At 74.1% G+C, this 17,491-nt stretch carries 13 protein-coding genes and 1 tRNA gene; 8 read left to right on the forward strand and 6 right to left on the reverse strand.

The features are described 5' to 3' along the window. Positions 1–3 precede the first annotated feature (3 nt). Genes IE219_RS09215 through IE219_RS09230 form a run of 4 tightly spaced genes read left to right on the forward strand, consistent with a single transcriptional unit; the run spans position 4 to position 4,060 of the window. Entirely contained in the window at positions 4–588 is a 585-nt protein-coding gene (locus tag IE219_RS09215) for an RBBP9/YdeN family alpha/beta hydrolase (protein WP_189976105.1), read from the forward strand. Continuing rightward, positions 585–2,189, forward strand: coding sequence for an amino acid adenylation domain-containing protein (locus IE219_RS09220; RefSeq protein WP_189976106.1), 1,605 nt, complete (start codon positions 585–587; stop codon positions 2,187–2,189). Before IE219_RS09215 ends, IE219_RS09220 begins: the two co-directional genes overlap by 4 nt. After that, a complete protein-coding gene (locus IE219_RS09225) occupies positions 2,186–3,574 on the forward strand; it encodes a S8 family serine peptidase (RefSeq protein ID WP_189976107.1) in 1,389 nt (462 codons plus the stop codon). The genes IE219_RS09220 and IE219_RS09225 overlap by 4 nt, the downstream gene beginning before the upstream one ends. 3 nt (positions 3,575–3,577) lie before the next feature. Then, positions 3,578–4,060 (forward strand): holo-ACP synthase, encoded by a 483-nt coding sequence (locus tag IE219_RS09230; protein ID WP_189976108.1) that lies wholly within the window; start codon positions 3,578–3,580, stop codon positions 4,058–4,060. Positions 4,061–4,124: 64 nt separating this feature from the next. On the opposite strand, the gene IE219_RS09235 is transcribed toward IE219_RS09230, so the two are convergent. After that, positions 4,125–7,496 carry a S8 family peptidase gene (locus IE219_RS09235; protein ID WP_229849675.1) on the reverse strand — a complete coding sequence of 1,124 codons (3,372 nt, stop codon included), beginning with the start codon at positions 7,494–7,496 and terminating at the stop codon, positions 4,125–4,127. A gap of 553 nt (positions 7,497–8,049) precedes the next feature. On the opposite strand from IE219_RS09235, the gene IE219_RS09240 reads away from it, so the two are divergent. Further along, a tRNA-Leu gene (locus tag IE219_RS09240) sits at positions 8,050–8,137 on the forward strand. Between the two features lie 58 nt (positions 8,138–8,195). On the opposite strand, the gene IE219_RS09245 is transcribed toward IE219_RS09240, so the two are convergent. The 5 genes from IE219_RS09245 to IE219_RS09265 form a co-directional block, all read right to left on the reverse strand. Then, entirely contained in the window at positions 8,196–8,999 is an 804-nt protein-coding gene (locus IE219_RS09245; RefSeq protein WP_189976109.1) for a serine protease, read from the reverse strand. Between the two features lie 84 nt (positions 9,000–9,083). Further along, positions 9,084–10,139: a lipoate-protein ligase LplAB gene (lplAB, locus tag IE219_RS09250; RefSeq protein ID WP_189976110.1), complete on the reverse strand. Its 1,056-nt coding sequence runs from the start codon at positions 10,137–10,139 to the stop codon at positions 9,084–9,086. 1,234 nt (positions 10,140–11,373) lie between these two features. Continuing rightward, positions 11,374–12,003, reverse strand: a complete 630-nt coding sequence (locus IE219_RS09255; protein ID WP_229849676.1) for a hypothetical protein — start codon at positions 12,001–12,003, stop codon at positions 11,374–11,376. A 10-nt stretch (positions 12,004–12,013) separates the two neighbouring features. Further along, complete coding sequence (locus IE219_RS09260) at positions 12,014–13,486, reverse strand: hypothetical protein (RefSeq protein WP_229849677.1); 1,473 nt, start codon at positions 13,484–13,486, stop codon at positions 12,014–12,016. A gap of 46 nt (positions 13,487–13,532) precedes the next feature. Further along, positions 13,533–14,018, reverse strand: a complete 486-nt coding sequence (locus IE219_RS09265; RefSeq protein ID WP_189976112.1) for a hypothetical protein — start codon at positions 14,016–14,018, stop codon at positions 13,533–13,535. A 276-nt stretch (positions 14,019–14,294) separates the two neighbouring features. Between IE219_RS09265 and IE219_RS09270 the strand changes: the two genes are divergently transcribed. From IE219_RS09270 to IE219_RS09280, 3 genes are all read left to right on the forward strand, one after another. Next, positions 14,295–14,951 carry a hypothetical protein gene (locus IE219_RS09270; protein WP_189976113.1) on the forward strand — a complete coding sequence of 219 codons (657 nt, stop codon included), beginning with the start codon at positions 14,295–14,297 and terminating at the stop codon, positions 14,949–14,951. Positions 14,952–15,085: 134 nt separating this feature from the next. Then, complete coding sequence (locus tag IE219_RS09275) at positions 15,086–15,934, forward strand: inositol monophosphatase family protein (protein WP_189976114.1); 849 nt, start codon at positions 15,086–15,088, stop codon at positions 15,932–15,934. A gap of 121 nt (positions 15,935–16,055) precedes the next feature. Then, positions 16,056–17,486, forward strand: coding sequence for a phytoene desaturase family protein (locus IE219_RS09280; RefSeq protein WP_189976115.1), 1,431 nt, complete (start codon positions 16,056–16,058; stop codon positions 17,484–17,486). Positions 17,487–17,491: the final 5 nt, after the last annotated feature.

Raw genomic sequence — 17,491 nt, forward strand, 5'->3', positions numbered from 1 at the left:
CGCGTGGTCCTCATCCACGGGAACGCCGGGGCGAGCGTCGAGGGCATCTGGTTCCCGTACCTGCGACGGGAACTGGAGGCCCTCGGCGCCGAGGTGGTCGCCGAGACCTTCCCCGACCCCATCAAGGGACGGATGCGGTACTGGCTGCCGTACCTCACCGACGTCATCCGGCCGGACGAGCGGACGGTCGTCGTCGGCCACTCGTCCGGCGCGCTGGCGGCCTTCCGGTACGCGGAGCGGGCGCCGCTCCTCGGCACCTTCGCCGTCGCCGGCCACCACACCGACTGCGGCTTCGAACTGGAGCGCCGCAGCGGCTTCTTCGACGAACCCTGGGACTGGGCGGCGATCCGCGCCAACCAGCGGTTCATCGAGCAGTTCCACTCCAAGGACGACCCGTGGGTCCCCTTCGAGGTCGCCGAGGAACTCCACGCGCTCACCGGGAGCACCTTCACCGCCCTCGACGGCATGGGCCACTTCGGCTCCTACGACCAGCGGATGGACACCTTCCCCGAACTGCTCGCCGCGCTCCGCCGCCGCCTCGCCGCCCCCGGCCCGGCGGCCCCGACACCCCCCGGGGAGGCACCGTGAACCCGCCCGTCCTGGCCGACGACATCCTGGAGCGGCGGCGCGACGACCCGGCCACCGCCGTCGTCGACCTGGGCACCGGCGAACAGGTCTCCTACCGGACCCTCGCCCGCCGCGTCCAGGCCCTCACCGACCTCCTCGCCGGACACGGCGTGGGCCGCGGCGGGACGGTCGCGCTGGTCCTTGACAAGTCCACCGCCTCGGTCGCCGCCCTCTGGGCCGCGCTCCGCCTCGGCGCCCGCTACGTCCCCCTCGACGAGTCGCTCCCCGCCGCCCGGACCGCCCGGCTCCTCGCCGCCTGCGCGCCGACCGTCACCCTCGTCGGCCCCGGCCACCGGGACCTCGTCGCCGGGGCACCGGCCGGCACCGTGATCCCCGTCGGCGCCGGGACCGGCGGCTGGGACCCGGCCGCCGAGGCCGCCCCCCGCCCGCCCGCCGTCCCCGGCCGGACCCCCGGGGACGACGCCTACGTCGTCTTCACCTCCGGCTCCACCGGCGCCCCCAAGGGCGTCGTCATCAGCCACCGAGCCCTGTGCGCCCTGCTCACCGGGGTGCAGGAGACCGTCGGCTTCGAGGACGGCATGCGCTTCCTCAACGTGGCGCCGCTCTTCTTCGACGCCTCCGTCGTCGACCTCTGGTCCACCTTCCTCGTCGGCGGCACCGTCCACCTGCTGCCCCGGCTGCGGATGCCCACCCAGATCACCCGGGCCGTCGAGGAGTGGCGGATCACCGACACCCTCCTCGTCCCCTCCGTGATCCGCATGCTGGTGGGCCGCTTCAGCGACGCCGGACGCCGGGACCTCGGCTCCCTGCGGCGCCTCTGGTTCGGCGGCGAGTCCTGCCCGGTGCCGGTCCTGGAGGCGTTCTCCGCGCTCGTCCCCGGACTGCGGTACGTCCACGGGTACGGGCCGACGGAGACCACGCACAGCGCCACCCTCTTCCTCACCGACGCGCCGGGCGCGCACGGCGAGGAGTTCCTGCCGATCGGCCACCCGCTCCCGGCGGTCGACGCGGTCGTCGCCGACGACGGGCTGCGGCCCGTCCCGGACGGGGAGACCGGCGAACTCCTCATCGGCGGACCGCAGGTGATGACGGGCTACTGCGGCGACCCGGAGCGCACCGCCCGCGCCCTCGTCACCCTCCCGGACCGCCCGGCCGCCGGCCTCTACTACCGCTCCGGCGACTACGTCCGCCGCAGGCCCGGGGACGGCGCCCTGGTCTTCCTCGGCCGCCGCGACGACGCGCTGAAGATCAACGGCAACCTGGTGCACCTCTCCGAGGTGGAGGCGGCGACCCTCGCCCTCGACGGGGTCGACGACTGCTGCGCGCTCCCCGTCCCCCACCCGCTCACCGGCCGCGCCCTCGTCCTCTTCGTCCTCGGCCGCAAGGACGGCGCCGCCGCCAAGGACAGCGAGAACACCGGGGGAGGGGCCCCCGGCACGGACGAGGCGGCGCTGCGCCGGGCGCTGGCCCTGCGGCTGCCCGACTACATGCTGCCGTCCCGCGTCGAGTTCCTGGCCGAGGGGGACATCGCCCTCACCCCGTCCGGCAAGCTCGACCGCGACCGGCTCCGCGCGGCCCTCGACGCGGAGGTCCCCGCGTGACCGCCCCGGAGACCGACCGCTTCGCCCGGTACGGCGTGGTGACCGTCGTCCCCCGCTCGGCCACCGGCGCCGCCCTCGGCGACGAGCCCGCGCTGCTCCTGAGCCGGCCCGTGACCGACTTCCTGCCCGCGCCCGGCACCGTGGACCGGCTGGCCGACGCCTACGCCCGCGCGGGGCTCGCCGTCGAGGCCCGCACCGACGTCGGCCTCACCGTCGGCGGCGCCCCGGAGCTGCTCGCCGAGGTCTTCGGCCATCCGGTCCGCCCGGTCCGCAACAAGTACATCCGGGAGACCGCCCGCTACGAGCTGACGGCGGCCGGACCGCTGGCCTCCCGGCTCCTGCCGGAGCTGGTCGCGGAGGTCCGCGCCCCCCGCTCCGGCTTCGAACTGGCCCCGGGCGGCGCGGTGCGCGCCCTCCCGCCGCCCCTCCCCGACACCGGCCGGACCCGGCTGCGTCTCCCCGGCGACGCGGCCCGCCTCGCGGGCGCCGACCGGTTGCACGCGGCCGGGATCCGGGGCGACGGGGTCCGCGTGGCGATGGTCGACACCGGTCTCTACGACCACCCGCACCACCGCGCCCACGGCTACGACACCCGGGTCGTCCCGGCGCTCCCCGTCCTCGACCCCGCCGCCGACGAACGCGGTCACGGCACCGCCATGTCGGCCCTGCTCCTCGCGGTCGCGCCGGGCGTCGAGCTGACCATGGTCAAGATGGCCTGCGAGGGCTTCTCCTTCCCGCTGGCGGCCTTCCAGCGGGCGGTGTCGCTGGCGCCCGACGTCCTCTCGTGCAGCTGGGGCACCCTCCGCGAGGAGCCGCACCTGCACCTGGAGGTCGCGAACGCGCTGCGCCGGGGCATCACGGTCCTGTTCGCCGCCGGGAACGGCTCGACGGACCGCCGCACCGCCATGTTCCAGTCGGTGGCGACCCCCGGCGCGCTCACCGTCGGCGGGGTGCACCGGGGCCCGGACGGCACGCTGCGCGCCTCCGACCTGGCGTCCAGCTACCGCTCCGCGGCCTTCCCCGGCCGCCGCGTCCCCGACCTGTCCGGCCCGTGCGGGACGCTGCCCCACGGCGACCACATCGTCTTCCCCACCCAGCCCGGCTGCCTCTTCGACCGGCGCAACAGCGCCTACGACGGGACCGCGCCCGACGACGGCTGGCTGGTGTCCAGCGGCACCTCGGGCGCGACGGCGTACGCGGCGGGGGTGGTGGCGCTCGCGGTGCAGCGGGGCGTCGGCCGGGGCCGGGCGCTGACCGCCGACGACCTGGCGGCGGACTGCCTCCCGGTCACCGAGGGCCGCACGCTGACCGGCGACGACTGCGGCGGGACCTGCCCGAACGACGCCGTCGGGCACGGCCTGCTCACGGCCGCCCCCGCCGGCTGACCGGTGGCGGCGGGCGGGGGCGCGGAGCCCGGCACGGCGGACGGCGCGGCCTGGGCGGCGGGGCTGCTCGGCCGCCGGGTGGTGTGCGTGGGTACGGACCTGGCGGACGTGGCGGAGCTGCGCGGGGTGCTGGCCCGGCGGCCGGCCTTCGCGGCCCGGGTGTTCACGCCCGGCGAGCGGGCCTACTGCGAGGTCCCGGCGGACCCGGCCGAGCGGTACGCGGTCCGCTTCGCGGCCAAGGAGGCGGTGCTGAAGGCCCTCGGGGTGGGCCTCACGGGCTCCGTCCTCACCGAGATCGAGGTCCTGCGGGCCCCGACCGGAGCCCCGTCCCTCCGGCTGACGGGCCGTGCCGCGCGGCTCGCGGCCGGGGCGGGCGTGGCCTCCTGGCTGATCTCCCTGAGTCACACGGCGACCCTGGCCCACGCGATGGTGGCGGGCCTGGCGGAGGACGACCTCCCCCGCACCTACGGCCTCCCCCGCACCTGAGGGGGCCCGGCACCTCCCGCCGGGGGAGGTGCCGGGCCCGTCACCGCTCATGCCCGTACGGGGCTCACTTGCCGGACCACGCCCGGTGGAGCGTCACCGTCGAGACGTTGCCCCGCTTGTCCGTGACCGTCGCCCGGAGCGAGACCGCGGCGTCCTTCGCCGGGTTGCGCACCAGGATCACGCCGCCCCGGACCGGGGCCGCCTTCCAGGTCTTCCCGTCGTCGTGGCTGACCGACACGGAGAGGGACTTGAGGCCCGCTCCGGCCGCGGCGCCCTGCACGGTGACCCCCACCGGGGCGAGGGTGCCCGCCGGGGCGCGCGAGGAGAGGTCCACCGGGGCCGCGAAGCGGACCGTGGAGACCGGCAGCGCGGTGGTGGCCGCGACCTGGCCGGAGCGGAAGGTGAAGGAGGTCTCGACCCGGCCGGTCGCGGCGCCGACGACGGCCGGCCGCTCCACGGAGGTCGTCAGCCGGTACTCGGCCTCACCGGCGCCGACCTCGAAGGACTTCTCGCCGGTCAGCGCGTCGTCGTTCTCGGCGACCTTGACGCCGTCGCGGTACAGCGTGGTGGTGGCGGGGCCGTAGACCGTGATGCCCGCGTGGCCCTGGCCGTCGGCGAGCAGCGGCAGCGCGCCGGTGATCAGCTGGACGCCGGTGGCCGGGTCGGGGGCGGAGCGGAAGACGCCCATGCCCTCGCCGAGGAGCGGGCCGAAGACGCCGGTGTTGAAGGTCTCCCGGTAGGTGCGGCCCGCCTCGTACCGCCGGGGCCGGAGCGTGGCGAGGGAGCCCTCGAAGGCCGGCCAGCCCCACTCGTCCTCGGCGCCCGCCTGCTCGAACTTGGTGGCCCAGGTGACCTGGTCGGCGGTGGAGACGTAGAAAGTGCGGGTGCCCGGGGCGGGCTGCGGCGCGGTGAAGCCGTTGCCCTCGGGGGCGCCGGGCAGGTGCGCGAAGGGGGAGACGTACGCGGACTTGCCGGGCGCGGAGGCGCCGAGGCCCACCTTGAGGACGGCCAGCTCGTTGGCCTTCACGTGCCGGGTGTAGCCGGTCGCGGCCCGCTCGGTCCTGCCGCCGAAGGCCACCGAGTACTGGCTGGTGGCGTCCTTCAGGAAGTGCGCGTCCCAGGTCTGGAGGAGGGAGCCGTCGGTGACGGCCGGGCCCATGTGGGCGGTGCGGAAGCCGGTGAAGCCGCGCAGCACCCAGCCGTTGCCGACCCGGCCGATGGGGGTCTCGCGCTCCTGGTACGAGCCGCCGTAGTCCGCCCGGTCGATGCCGGGCACGGTCAGGTCGACCGGCTTCGCGGTGCGGGCGTCGGAGGTGACGGTGGTGTCGCCGGTGACCTCCAGGGAGGGCTGGGAGATCCAGTCGGTGCCCTTGGCGTAGTCCGAGGGGTCCTCGTAGACGGCCGTGCTCAGGGTGTACGAGCCCTTGGGGACGCGGAGCTTCTGGGCGCCGGGCTGGTCGATCCGGGCCTGGAAGCCCGCGGCCGGGCCGCCGGTGCCGATCAGCGTGGTCGCGTAGGAGGGGGAGTCGGAGCCGTTCCGGCCGAGGGTCCGCAGGGTGATGTCGTACGACTCGGCCTCGCGCACGGCCACGGCGGCGGTGCGGACGGACAGGCCCGCGCCGGTGGCGGTCACGTACCCGGTGTAGGTGCCGTCGGCCGTGCCGACGCGGGTGTCGGCGACCAGGTCCACGGTGGCGGTGCCGCCCGCCGGGACGGTCACCTTCGGCGCGCCGAGCGCGAAGAACCCGGCCGGGACCGGCCTGCCCTCGGGGTCCAGTCCGGACACGGCCAGGTCGAGCGTGACGTCGCCGGTGCCGAGGTTGCGGTACGTCACCTTCCGGGTGCCGGGCTCGTCGTCGGCGTGCGGCCACAGGGCGGTGCCGAAGTTCAGCGAGGCGGGCTCGGCGATGACCGTCTGCTCCAGCGCCTTGTCGACCCGGACCCGGCCGGTGCCCTGCTGGAAGGCGGTCAGTCCGGCGCTGTCGACGGTGGAGCCGGTGAGCGCGCCCTTCAGCTCGGCGGCCTTCCACGCCGGGTACCGCTGCTTGAGGATCGCGGCGGCGCCGGCGACGTGCGGGGTCGCCATCGAGGTGCCGTCGATCTGGAGGTAGCCGGGCGCCGGGTGCGGGACGCCGGGCCGGGTGTCGAGGGCGCTGCCCGCGGCGGCCGCGGCGGTGATGGCGACGCCGGGCGCGGTCAGGTCCGGCTTGACGGCGCCGTCCCCGGCGCGCGGGCCGGTGCTGGAGAAGGGGGCGAGCCGGTCGGCGGAGTCGACGGCGCCGACGGTCAGGGCGGCGTCCGCGCTGCCCGGCGAGCCGACGCTCGACGGGCCGGACTCGCCCTCGTTGCCCGCCGCGACGGCGAAGAGGACGCCCTTCGCGGCGGTGAGCCGGTTGACGGTCTCCTCGACCGGGTCGACGCCGGGGCTGTCCGGGCTGCCGAGGCTGAGGTTGACCACGTCGGCCCCCTCGGCGGCGGCCCACTCCATGCCCGCGATGACGGCCGAGTCGTCGCCGTAGCCGTCGTCGTCGAGGACCTTGCCGCTGATCACCCGGGCGCCGGGGGCGACGCCCTTGTACCGGCCGTCCGACCGGGCGCCGGTCCCGGCGGCGATCGAGGCGACGTGCGTGCCGTGCCCGACCCGGTCCACCGCGTCGGGGGAGCCGGAGAAGTTCTTCTCGCCCACCACCTGGGTCCTCAGGTCCTCGTGGGTCTTGTCCACGCCGGTGTCGAGGACGGCGATGGTGACGCCGGTGCCGTCGTAACCGGCGGCCTGGGCGCGGTCGGCGCCGATCTGCCGGACGCTGCGGTCCAGGCTCGCCGCGCGCACCCCGTCGAGCCACACCCTGGAGATGCCGGGCGCGACGGTCCGCGCCCCGGCGCGGGCCGGTTCGGTCAGCGCCTCCCACATCCGGGCCGTGTCGTCGGGGGAGGCGCTGAGGGCCTCGGCGCCGAGGGTCGGGAAGACGCGCCGCACCCGGGTGTCCCCGGCGGCGCGGACCTCGGCCCGCGCACCGGCGGCGGCGCCCGCGTACTGCACGATCAGCTTGAGCCCGTCGCGGTGGCTGGCGCGCAGCCGCGGGTCGGCGAGCACCTTCAGGTCGAAGAGGCGCTGGTCGAGGCGGCCCGCCGCGATCAGCCGCCGCGCGTCGGCGGGCACCACCAGGGTGCTGTCCCCGACGCGTTCGATCTGGACGGGTATCCGCTCGCGGCCGGCGGCGGCCTCGAAGCGGACCATCCGGCCGGCGGCGTTCACCACCACGCGGTCGCCGGTGACGAGCGGGATCCGCTGGTCGCCGCCGGAGCGGAAGGCGTCCGGTACGGCCGGGGCGGCGGCGGTGACCGCCCCCGCCGGGCCGGTCGTGCCCGCCAGCAGGGCCACGGTCGTGGCCGCCGCGGCGGCGAGGGCGCCCGCCCTCTTCACATGTGCGCGCAAGTCTCCCCCAGGAGCTCGGGATTCGGGGTGGAGTGGTCTCTTTCCGGCCGGGGGACGCGGGGAGCGCCCGCCGCCGGCCAGCGCAGTATGGGAGGCCGGGAAGGAGGCGATCAAAGCCCACGAGGCGGTACGGCCCCGATCCCGCCGCTTTCCGGCCACGCCGGGGCGCGGTCGTGCGATGGGGCGGCGATGGGTGTGTGACGGGCGCGTGACCGCCGGACGATCCTTCCGCGACGGCCCGGCCCGACACCCCTTCCGGCGCCCGCGATCCGGCCCCCCGGACCCTTCCGGAGGGCGGCCTTCCCCACCATTGGCCGTTTCCGCACCCCACCCGGGACGGCGCGCCCGGCCCCTCGGCAGCGCCCTTCGGCCACCCGGATCCCCGCTCCGCCCCCGGCGACCACCGCCGCCCCCGGCACCCGCCCGCGCCGCCGCCCGTCCGCACGGCCCGGCGCCCGCCCTGACCACCGCAAACGCGGGTGAGAACCACCTCGAACACCTGGTAGATTGATGTCTGTCGCCGCGGGGAACACCGGCGGACGACACACACCTTGTCCGGGTGGCGGAATGGCAGACGCGCTAGCTTGAGGTGCTAGTGCCCTTTATCGGGCGTGGGGGTTCAAGTCCCCCCTCGGACACCAGCAGACGGGCCGTGCCCACCGGTGAAGACCGGCGGTCACGGCCCGTTCGCGTTTCCTCTCACCCCTTCGGGCGGAGCCCCGTGACCCGGGCGATCCAGGGCAGGTGGGCGGTGATCCGGGTGTTGACCGCCGGACTGTCGGTGGCGCAGCCCCGGCCGTACGAGACGAGGGCGGCCAGCACCGGGCGCCCGGCGGCGTCGCGGTGGACCAGCGGGCCGCCGGAGTCGTACACACAGGTGTCGCGGCCGGGGGTCCAGGTGCAGAGCTGCGCCCGGGTGAGGCCGCCGACGCCGCGCCGCGCGCACTCCGCGTTGGTCAGGGTGTCGAGGGTGACCGTCCGCAGCACGGGGGAGGAGCCCTCGCCGTACCCGGTGGCGCCCCAGCCGACCGCCTCCAGCCGGGTCCGAGCGAACGTTTCGTCAGCGGCGGGCAGCGCGACGGGCCGCACCCCGGCGTCCGTCCGCACCGGGGCCGGCAGGGTGATCACCGCCAGGTCGTCGCGCTGGGTGGCCGGGTCGTAGTCCGGGTGCGTCGTGAACCGGGCCGGGCGCACCGTCCGCGCGTACCGCGACTCGGTCGCCGAGCCCAGGTCGTGCTCGCCCAGCAGCACCGCGACCCGCCCGGTGTCCGCGTACGACCCCGTCAGGCAGTGCGCGGCCGTCAGCACGTGCCGGGGACCGACCAGCACCCCGCCGCAGAACTGCCGCTGCCGCGCCACGTCCACCAGCGCCACCGCGTAGGGGTACGCCCCCGGGGCCGCCTCCCGGCCCCCGACGACCGCCCCCGCCTCGCCGGCCGTCACCGGCGACGCCGCCAGGAGCGTCCCCGCGAGCGCGGCCGCCAGTCCTCTCGCCCGTCCCACTGTGCCCTCCGTACCCGTCGACGCGCTGTCCACGACGTCAACGACCGGCACGCGGGAGGGTCACCCGTCAGGGGGGACGGGGGGTCACGGCACCCGGGCGGTCCACTCCGGCGTCGCGAACTTGCTCCGCGCCAACTCCTCGGCCAGCGCCCGCTCCTCCGCCGTGACCCGGCCCTCCGCCAGGCCGTACCGCTCCCGGAAGGAGGCGATCATCCGCTCGATGACCGCCTCGCGCGGCAGCCCGGTCTGCCGCCGCAGCGGGTCCACGCGCTTCTTCGCGCTCCTGGTGCCCTTGTCGGACAGCTTCTCCCGGCCGATCCGCAGCACCTCGGTCATCTTGTCCGCGTCGATGTCGTACGCCATCGTCACGTGGTGCAGCACCGCGCCCGCGCCGCCCACCATCCGCTTCTGCGCCGCGCCCGCGATCTTCCCGGCGTCGGTCGCGATGTCGTTGAGCGGCTGGTACCACGCCTTGACGCCCATGTCGCCGAGCGCGCCCAGCACCCAGTCGTCCAGGTAGGCGTAACTGTCGGCGAAGGACAGACCCTGCACCAGGGCGTCGGGGACCGAGAGCGAGTACGTGATGGTGTTGCCCGGCTCGATGAACATGGCGCCGCCGCCGCTGATCCGGCGCACCACCTGCACGCCGTGCCGCCCGGCCGCCTCCGGGTCCACCTCGTTGCGCAGCGACTGGAAGCTGCCGATGACGACGGCGGGCGCGCCCCACTCCCAGACCCGCAGGGTCGGCGGGCGGCGGCCCGCCGCCACCTCGGCGGTGAGGACCTCGTCCAGCGCCATGTGCAGGGCGGGCGCCTGCGGCGGCTCGTGGATCAGCTGCCAGGCGTAGTCCGTCCAGTCGGTGGCGTGCGCCAGCGCCCGCCGGACCGCGACCCCGACGCCCTCGCTGGTCAGCCCGAACATCCGGGTGCCCGGTGGCAGCGCCGCGTCGATCCGGGCGGCGAGCCCGGCCGCGTCGGTGTCGGCGGGCGCGCCCTCCAGCGCCCCGTCGATCGCCTCGATCGCCTCGTCGGGCTCCAGGAAGAAGTCACCCGCGACGCGCACGCGGCGCAACAGGCCCTCCTCGACATCCAGATCGACGACGACGAGCTTGCCGCCGGGAACCTTGTACTCACCGTGCACCGTTTCGTTCCCTTCCAGCGAGTGGCGGGGACCCTGGTCCTCGCGGCCTCGGAATTCGGACAGTGGTGTGCATATTGTGCATCGCGCTCCAGGTCATGCCCTCATGGGGAGATGGAAGAGCTGCCGGCAACAGTGCCCCGCGAGCGTGCCTGCCCGCCTGGTGCTCTCTTGGTAGAAGGGTGAAACCGATCTTTCGGAGGCTTGCCGCATGAGGCGGCGGAAAGCCCCTTGGACAACACTGAAAGTTCCTGAAAATTCCCTGGCGCGTGGATGCGGAGGGCATCTCCGACCTGGGAAGTTGGGAAGTTCGGCATCTTCTTCCTGCCCCCAAGGGAGCGGAGGGCTCCCGCCCCGCCCGCCGATCGGTCCCGGATGCTACTGCGTCCGGGTTCCAGGGCGCTGATGCGGTTCTCGTGGGTCTGGAAGCCGCGCTGGAACGCTTCGCGGAGTTCACCGGAGCGCGGGGCGAGAAGTATCCGGTGATCGTCCGACTGCGGGAGAACGCCTGGGAGGAGTTCACTCCGTTAACAACCCCAGTTGCACCATTCGTTCGACAGACCCTCGACGGTGCCTTCGCGGGCATCTGCCTGAAGTGGACGAGCGAGAGGTAAAACGCCGAGGGGCGCCACCGATACGTCGGTGGCGCCCCTCGGCGTTCAAGGTGGTCAGCCGCGCCGGGTGTTCTTCGGCAGTCCGCCCCGGAAGTCGCATCCGGGGCACTCGTCCTCACCTTGGATGTGGCCCTCGCACCAGCCGTGGACCGTCGCATCCCGTTGGAGGAGATGAGTTCGTCGTCCTGGAAGGCCATGGCGACGGCGATCTTGACGGCGGCCAGGCCGCAGAGCACCGGAGTCCATAGGCGTGCGTGCGGGCACGCCTGCCGGGTAACGCGTGGTCAGGACTGCCGCGAGCGATGCCGCGGCGACCGAGAGCAGGATGGTGAGAGCGCCGCCGACCAGGAGCGGGTCGTAGGGGGCGGTGTCCTTGTCGGTGATGCTCGGCCGGATCGGGCGTGCGGCGATGACGAGCAGGCTTCCGGCGAGCCGGCCGGCGGGGCGGGGCAGCGCTCCGCGCCACCCCGAGTGCGCCGGGATCGGCGGCACCAACCGCACCCGCTCCCACTCGGCCGCAGTGCGCTCAGACGCCGTCGTCCTGGCCGCGCCCGTGCTCCTGGGGGTGACAGCGGTACGGAGCAGGGGTTCCGCCGGCCTTTCTGCGATGCCCGCGCAACGGCTTACGGAGCGCTGCTCGCGGGTGGAGGCGTGAGGGACGGCTCGATGGTCGACCGGACGTAGATCCGCGTGGTGCCGGGTGTGAACTCATGGGCGAAGATGTCGACGCAGCGCTGGAGGTATTTGCCCTCCGGGGACGCCAGGTCGTCCGGGCACAGGCTGGCCTTCCGGAGGCCCTGGACGAGTGTCTCGGGTTCGGGCAGTCCGAGGTGACCAAAGGCGGCGGCGGGCCGGTAGCCCTTCTCCTCGGGGTGCAGGTTCCCGATCATCTCGGTGCCGCTCCGGATGAGTCTGCCTGTGTACCGCTCCGCGTCCTCGCTCGGCAGGACGAAGGCGAGCAGGCCGGTGTCGTAACGCTGGCCGGTCTTGTAGCCCGACCGCCGGTCCGAGGCTCCCTCCGGAATGCGGATACCGAGCTGGTCGCTCATCCAGGCGGGCGTGGCCCCTTCTTCCCAGCAACACGTCATTTCCTGGTCCGTCAGATCCGACGACACGTCATCGGCGACCCAGGACACCACACCGATCGCGGTGGCGACGCAGCCGAGGAGAACCGCAACGACGACGACTGCGACCGGCACACGACGGCGGCGCAGGGGCCGGGTGTCGGCAGCGGGCCGGGGGGAGGTGTCCATCCGTGATCCTCTATCGCGCTTCCTGCTGCTCACGACCCGGATCCGTCCGGTCGCCCTCGCGGCCCGGTTGGTCCGGCTGTGGCAGAGATCCCTGGTTCGGGGCGGGTCCGCCCAGATCGTAGTGTTTGACGGAGCTGCTGCCCGCCATGTCGAACTCCTGGGCGATGCCCGTGGTGTGGAGGCGGGCCATCTGACCGTCCGGAATGCTCATTTCGCCGCCCCACGGGAGATCGATGGTCACGCCTTTGCTCTCGTCCCAGTTGTAGCGGTCCCAGGCGTTGGCCTGGTAGTCGAGACCGACCTTGGGCTGCCCGTTCTCGTCCGCTATGACGGTGACCACCCCGGTCACGTTCGACCGGGTGGACCCGACTGCGTAGAACCAGTTGTTGTCCACGTCCCGCGTGAAGGAGAAGTCCCGGTTTTCGGTCTCCACCGGCATCGAGACGGGTTGTCCGCCATTGCACCGGAACTCCGCGAGAGCGTCGTCGCGCCAAGCCGCCTGATGTTCCCTGATGCCGTCCTCGATGTGCGCGTTGAAGCCGGGCACGTCCGACATCATTTTGTCGACGGGCAGCTCCATGTCCGTCCCGCTGTTCCCGAGGTAGTGCGCCATGTGCCGCGCGGCGTCGTTGTCGCCCTTCCAGTCGGCGGCCTCGGCGATCAGGTTCATCTTCTCCCGGGTCCTGCGCTCCTCGGCTCCCGGATCTTCGACACCGTGGGGCCCGGAGCCCCGGTCGGGGGCGGCCTTCTTGATGGTCGGAGCGAGCAGTCCCGCCGCGAGAAGGCCGTCCCTGTGCCCGGTCCACAACTCCGCACGAGCCTGAGGACTCAGCGATGTCCACAGCCGCCGCAGCTCGGCCCGCTGCGCCGTGTTCGCATCGCCCCCGAGGGAGGCGAGCTTGGTGGCGCGGGGGAGTTGGTCCTCGTCGAGCGACGTGTACGTCGCGTGCCCCGCGTTGTGCGGGTCGCCGCCGTGGCTTCGCTTCAGCGCCCGGGTCACGGCGGCGTCGATCTCGGCCGCGTGCGCCACCAGACCCGTGAGGGTATCGGCGTACCACCGCATCAGATCCTTGGTCCGCTGGGACGTGCCCTCCACACCGCAGAAGGCCTCCATGACCTTCACTGTCCCGTGGGGACCATCCGACACCAACAGCCCCGGATCCGGGCCCGCCGAACGGCCAGGATCACCCTTGCGGGCTTCCGCGGAAAGCTCGCGAGCACGCTTCTGCACCTGCTTCAGCTCGGCGTGCCCGTCCCGGAGGACTGACGCGATGCTCTGCGCCTCCATCTGGAGATCCGCGACCTCCTTGACCGACTTGCGGACGAACTCCTTGGTGACGGTCGCATTCAGCCCAGCCCAGTCGGCCCCGTCGGACAACTGCAGGAGACCGCTGTAGACCTCGGTCATCAACCTTTTCAGACCGGCCGCCGTCGAGGACCAGTCCTCGGCCGCCGAGCTCAGTTTGTCCAGGTCGGCTTCCATCAGATCCGTGTACGAGAACGCCCCCATGCTGTCCCGTTCCCTCTGATCACTTCACGTACTTCTGCAACTCCGACACCGGCACCGCGGAGCCGTCCCGTCCTCTCAGCGTGGCGGCGATCTCCACGTCGTCGTTGGCGTGCGACTTCTTCGAGTAGTCCAGGTGGTTGGAGATATGCGCGAACATCTGTAGAACTGTCTTCACCTGCGAAGTCCAGACTTCGAGCGTGGTGTACAACTCGCCACCCGCGCTGAAGTTGTGACCCTGCAACTCCGCCGCAGCCCGCGCAGTGGTCCCCGCGCCGGCCTTGTCGGCACCGGCACCCGCCACGTCAGCACGCTTCCGCAGCTCGCCGTGGATCCGGAAGGCCTCGTTACCGACCGCGCCCAGCTCGTCCCGGTGCACTACGAGGTCGGAATCGGTACCGGATGCCGGAACACCGGGCTGGGCCCCAGCCGTGTTGAGGCTCATCTGCGCCGACTGTCTGTCTCGCGCGTCGGACTTGAGTGCCGCCCACTCGTCGTCGAACGTCATGGGTCCCCCACCCCTGATCGAAACCAACGGCTCACCCTAGCAGCGGGGTTGGAGTCGCGCTCCGGGACCAGGGTCTGATGTGTCCGGGTTCCTCGCGGCGGGGTGGCCGGTGCCGCTGCCATGGGAGGTGATTGCCCGCCCTCTGCCCGACCCTCTGTGCCGCACGGCCGGCGCGGTGATCTCCGGCCGCCTTAAGTCGGGTAGCCGGGTCACGGCAACGTGACCCGGCTACCCGACTAAGCTCGACCCCACCTCGCCGGCGAACGGACCCCCTCCATGGCCAACGGACTCACCTGGATAGGCGCCCACGCCCACACCGTCACGCCCGTCCCCGGAATGCGCGGCGGCATTTCCCTCACTCTCGCCCGAGGCATCGACCCTGACGAGTTCCTGATCAACCTCGGGGCCGACCTCGATCAGCTCGCCGCCCGCACCCCGCTGGCCGAACTGCGTAGCCGGCCCACCCCGCCCGGCCACGATCCCACCCGCTACACCTACGCGATGTACGGCAGCGAGGGGGAGTGGACGTACGTGCTGGAGAACGACCATGCCGCGACCTGGGCAACCGGCTTCCGCCGTGTCCCCTCGATGAGGCCCGGCCCGGGCGAAGAGATCCTGTGCGCCAGCCGGAACCTGTACAGCCCGCCCGCCGCGATCCTGCACGTCGAAGGCGACGAGGTGATACGGCGCGCGGAGTTCGGCACCACCACCGGCCGCGAGTCGGCGTTGGACACGACGCTCACCGCCGCCGGTGCCGTCTTCCCCTCCATCCCCGACGCCACCGCCGACGAGGTGACCGCCTTCTACGAACAGCACGGCGCGCGCCTGCCCGCCCTGGTGTTCACCGCGCTGGGCGCGTACACGGGGCTGAGCATCGACCAGGACGCGGCACAGGCCGGGAATCTCCCCGCCGTCCACCTCCTCACTCCTTGAGCCGCACGCGCCTGTGCAACGGCTTCGGCCCCACCCCGACCGTCAGGGTGGGGCCGAAGGGTGTTGGCGCCCGGCCGCTCGCGCGCGGCGGAGGCGCCGTACAGATTGTCCGACCCGCGTGCTTAGCTGGACACATGATCGATTCGTTCCTGGCACACGTCCTCGACGGCGGCACGACCGAGGTGGAGGAGGCGGTCCGCGAGGCGGCCGCGGCGGAGATCTCGCCGCGCTTCCGGCAGCTCGCCGACCACGAGATCATCGAGAAGAACGGCCCGTACGACCTGGTGACGGTCGCCGACCGGGCCGCCGAGGAGCACCTGACGAAGACGCTCACGGCCCTGCTGCCGGGCTCCGTCGTGGTCGGCGAGGAGGCCGTCCACGCCGACCCCGCCGTCTACGGGGCGCTGCGCGGCGACGCGCCCGTCTGGATCGTCGACCCGGTGGACGGCACCCGGCAGTTCGTCCACGGCGACCCGGGCTTCTGCACCCTGGTCGCCCTCGCCCACCGCGGCGAGCTCCTCGCCTCCTGGACCTTCGCGCCCGCCCTCGGCGAGCTGGCCGTCGCCGTCCGGGGCCGCGGCGCGACCCTGAACGGCGCGCCGATACGCTCCGGTTCCCCCGCCCCCGGCGCGGAGCTGACCGTCGCCACCTCGCACCCCGACTACACCACCCCCGACCAGAAGCGGGCCCTGCTCGGCCTGGCCACCGAGGGCGTACGGCCCCGGCCGTGCGGCTCGGCCGGCCTGGAGTACCTGGCGATCGCCCGGGGCGCGCTCGACGCGGTCGCCTTCTCCTGGGAGTACGCCTGGGACCACGCGGCCGGACTCCTGCTGGTCGCGGAGGCGGGCGGCGCGCAGACCACCGTCGCGGGCGAGCCGTTCCGGATCACCGGGGGGAACGCGCTGCCGTTCACCGCCGCGCGCGACGCGGCCACCGCCGCCCGCGTCCGCGACCTCCTGGCCGGCGCCCCGGACCGGCCCTGACCGCCCCCGTACCGCGCCCGCCGGAGCGGAACCGGGGCCTCCCCGACGCGGCGCGCCCCCGCCGGCGGGCACGGGCCTATCCTGGCCCTCCCGAACCGCCGGCCGACGTGAGGAGTCCGAGGTGACGTCGCTGCTCGACGCCGTCGTGGTGGGAGCGGGGCCCAACGGGCTGACCGCCGCCGTGGAGCTGGCCCGGCGCGGCTTCTCCACGGCCGTCTTCGAGGCGAAGGAGACCGTCGGCGGCGGAGCCCGCACCGAGGAGCTGACCCTCCCCGGCTTCCGCCACGACCCCTGCTCCGCCGTCCACCCGCTCGGCGCGGGCTCCCCCGTCTTCCGCACCATGCCCCTCGACCGGTACGGCCTGGAGTGGCTCCACCCCGAACTGCCCATGGCCCACCCCTGGGAGGACGGCACCGCCGCCGTCCTCTCCCGCTCCGTCGGCGAGACCGCCGCCTCCTTCGGCCCCCGGGACGCGGGCGCGTACCGCCGTCTCGTCGCCCCCTTCCTCGGCCGGTGGGACACCCTCGCCGCCGACTTCATGAGCCTGCCCCTGACCGCCCTGCCCCGCGACCCGGTCACCCTCGCCCGCTTCGGCCTCGCCGGACTGCCGCCCGCCTCCTGGCTGCTGCGCCGCTTCCGCGACGAGAAGGCCCGCGGCCTCCTCGCCGGCCTCGTCGGCCACGCCATCGCCCCCCTCGACGGCTTCGCCACCGGCGCCGTCGGCCTCGTCTTCGCGCTCGCCGCGCACGCCGTCGGCTGGCCGGTGCCCCGGGGCGGCTCCCAGGCGATCCCCGACGCCCTCACCGGCTACCTCACCGACCTCGGCGGCACCGTCCACACCGGCTTCGAGGTCAAACGGCTCGACGACCTCCCGCCCGCCCGCGCCTACCTCTTCGACACCTCGCCCACCGCCCTCGCCCGCATCGCCGGCTTCGGCGACCACTACGCCCACTACCGGTACGGCGCCTCCGCCTTCAAACTCGACTACGCGCTCGACGGGCCCGTCCCGTGGACCGCCGAGGCCGCCCGCCGGGCCGGCACCGTCCAGGTCGGCCCCACCGCCCGCGAGATCGGCACCGCCCTGCGCCTCGCCTCCTCCGGCACCGCCCCCGACACGCCGTTCCTCATCACCGCCCAGCCCAGCCTCGTCGACCCCACCCGCGCCCCCGACGGCAAGCACGTCTTCTGGGCCTACGGGCACGTCCCGCACGGCTGGCGCGGCGACCTCACCGACGCCGTCGAGCGGCAGCTCGAACGCTTCGCCCCCGGCTTCCGCGACCGGATCCTCGCCCGCGCCACCGCCGGCCCCCCGGAACTCGCCGCCCGCAACGCCAACTACATCGGCGGCGACATCGCCTGCGGCGCCGCCCGCGGCCTCCAGCTCGTCCTGCGCCCCACCCTCTCCCCGCGGCCGTACCGCACCCCCCACCCCGCCGTCTTCCTCTGCTCCTCCGCGACCCCGCCGGGCCCCGGCGTCCACGGCATGTCCGGGCACAACGCGGCCAAGGCCGTCTGGCGGCACCTCAGGGGCGCCGGCCACGGCGGAACCTAGACTCG

It is taken from the genome of Streptomyces termitum, from assembly GCF_014650175.1.
Taxonomy (GTDB): domain Bacteria; phylum Actinomycetota; class Actinomycetes; order Streptomycetales; family Streptomycetaceae; genus Streptomyces; species Streptomyces termitum.

Bases quoted from the DNA above. Each gene is read 5' to 3' on its own strand.
- IE219_RS09255 (WP_229849676.1), bottom strand. From the start codon at position 12,003: ATGGACACCTCCCCCCGGCCCGCTGCCGACACCCGGCCCCTGCGCCGC.
- IE219_RS09260 (WP_229849677.1), bottom strand. From the start codon at position 13,486: ATGGAAGCCGACCTGGACAAACTGAGCTCGGCGGCCGAGGACTGGTCC.
- IE219_RS09265 (WP_189976112.1), bottom strand. From the start codon at position 14,018: ATGACGTTCGACGACGAGTGGGCGGCACTCAAGTCCGACGCGCGAGAC.
- IE219_RS09270 (WP_189976113.1), top strand. From the start codon at position 14,295: ATGGCCAACGGACTCACCTGGATAGGCGCCCACGCCCACACCGTCACG.
- IE219_RS09275 (WP_189976114.1), top strand. From the start codon at position 15,086: ATGATCGATTCGTTCCTGGCACACGTCCTCGACGGCGGCACGACCGAG.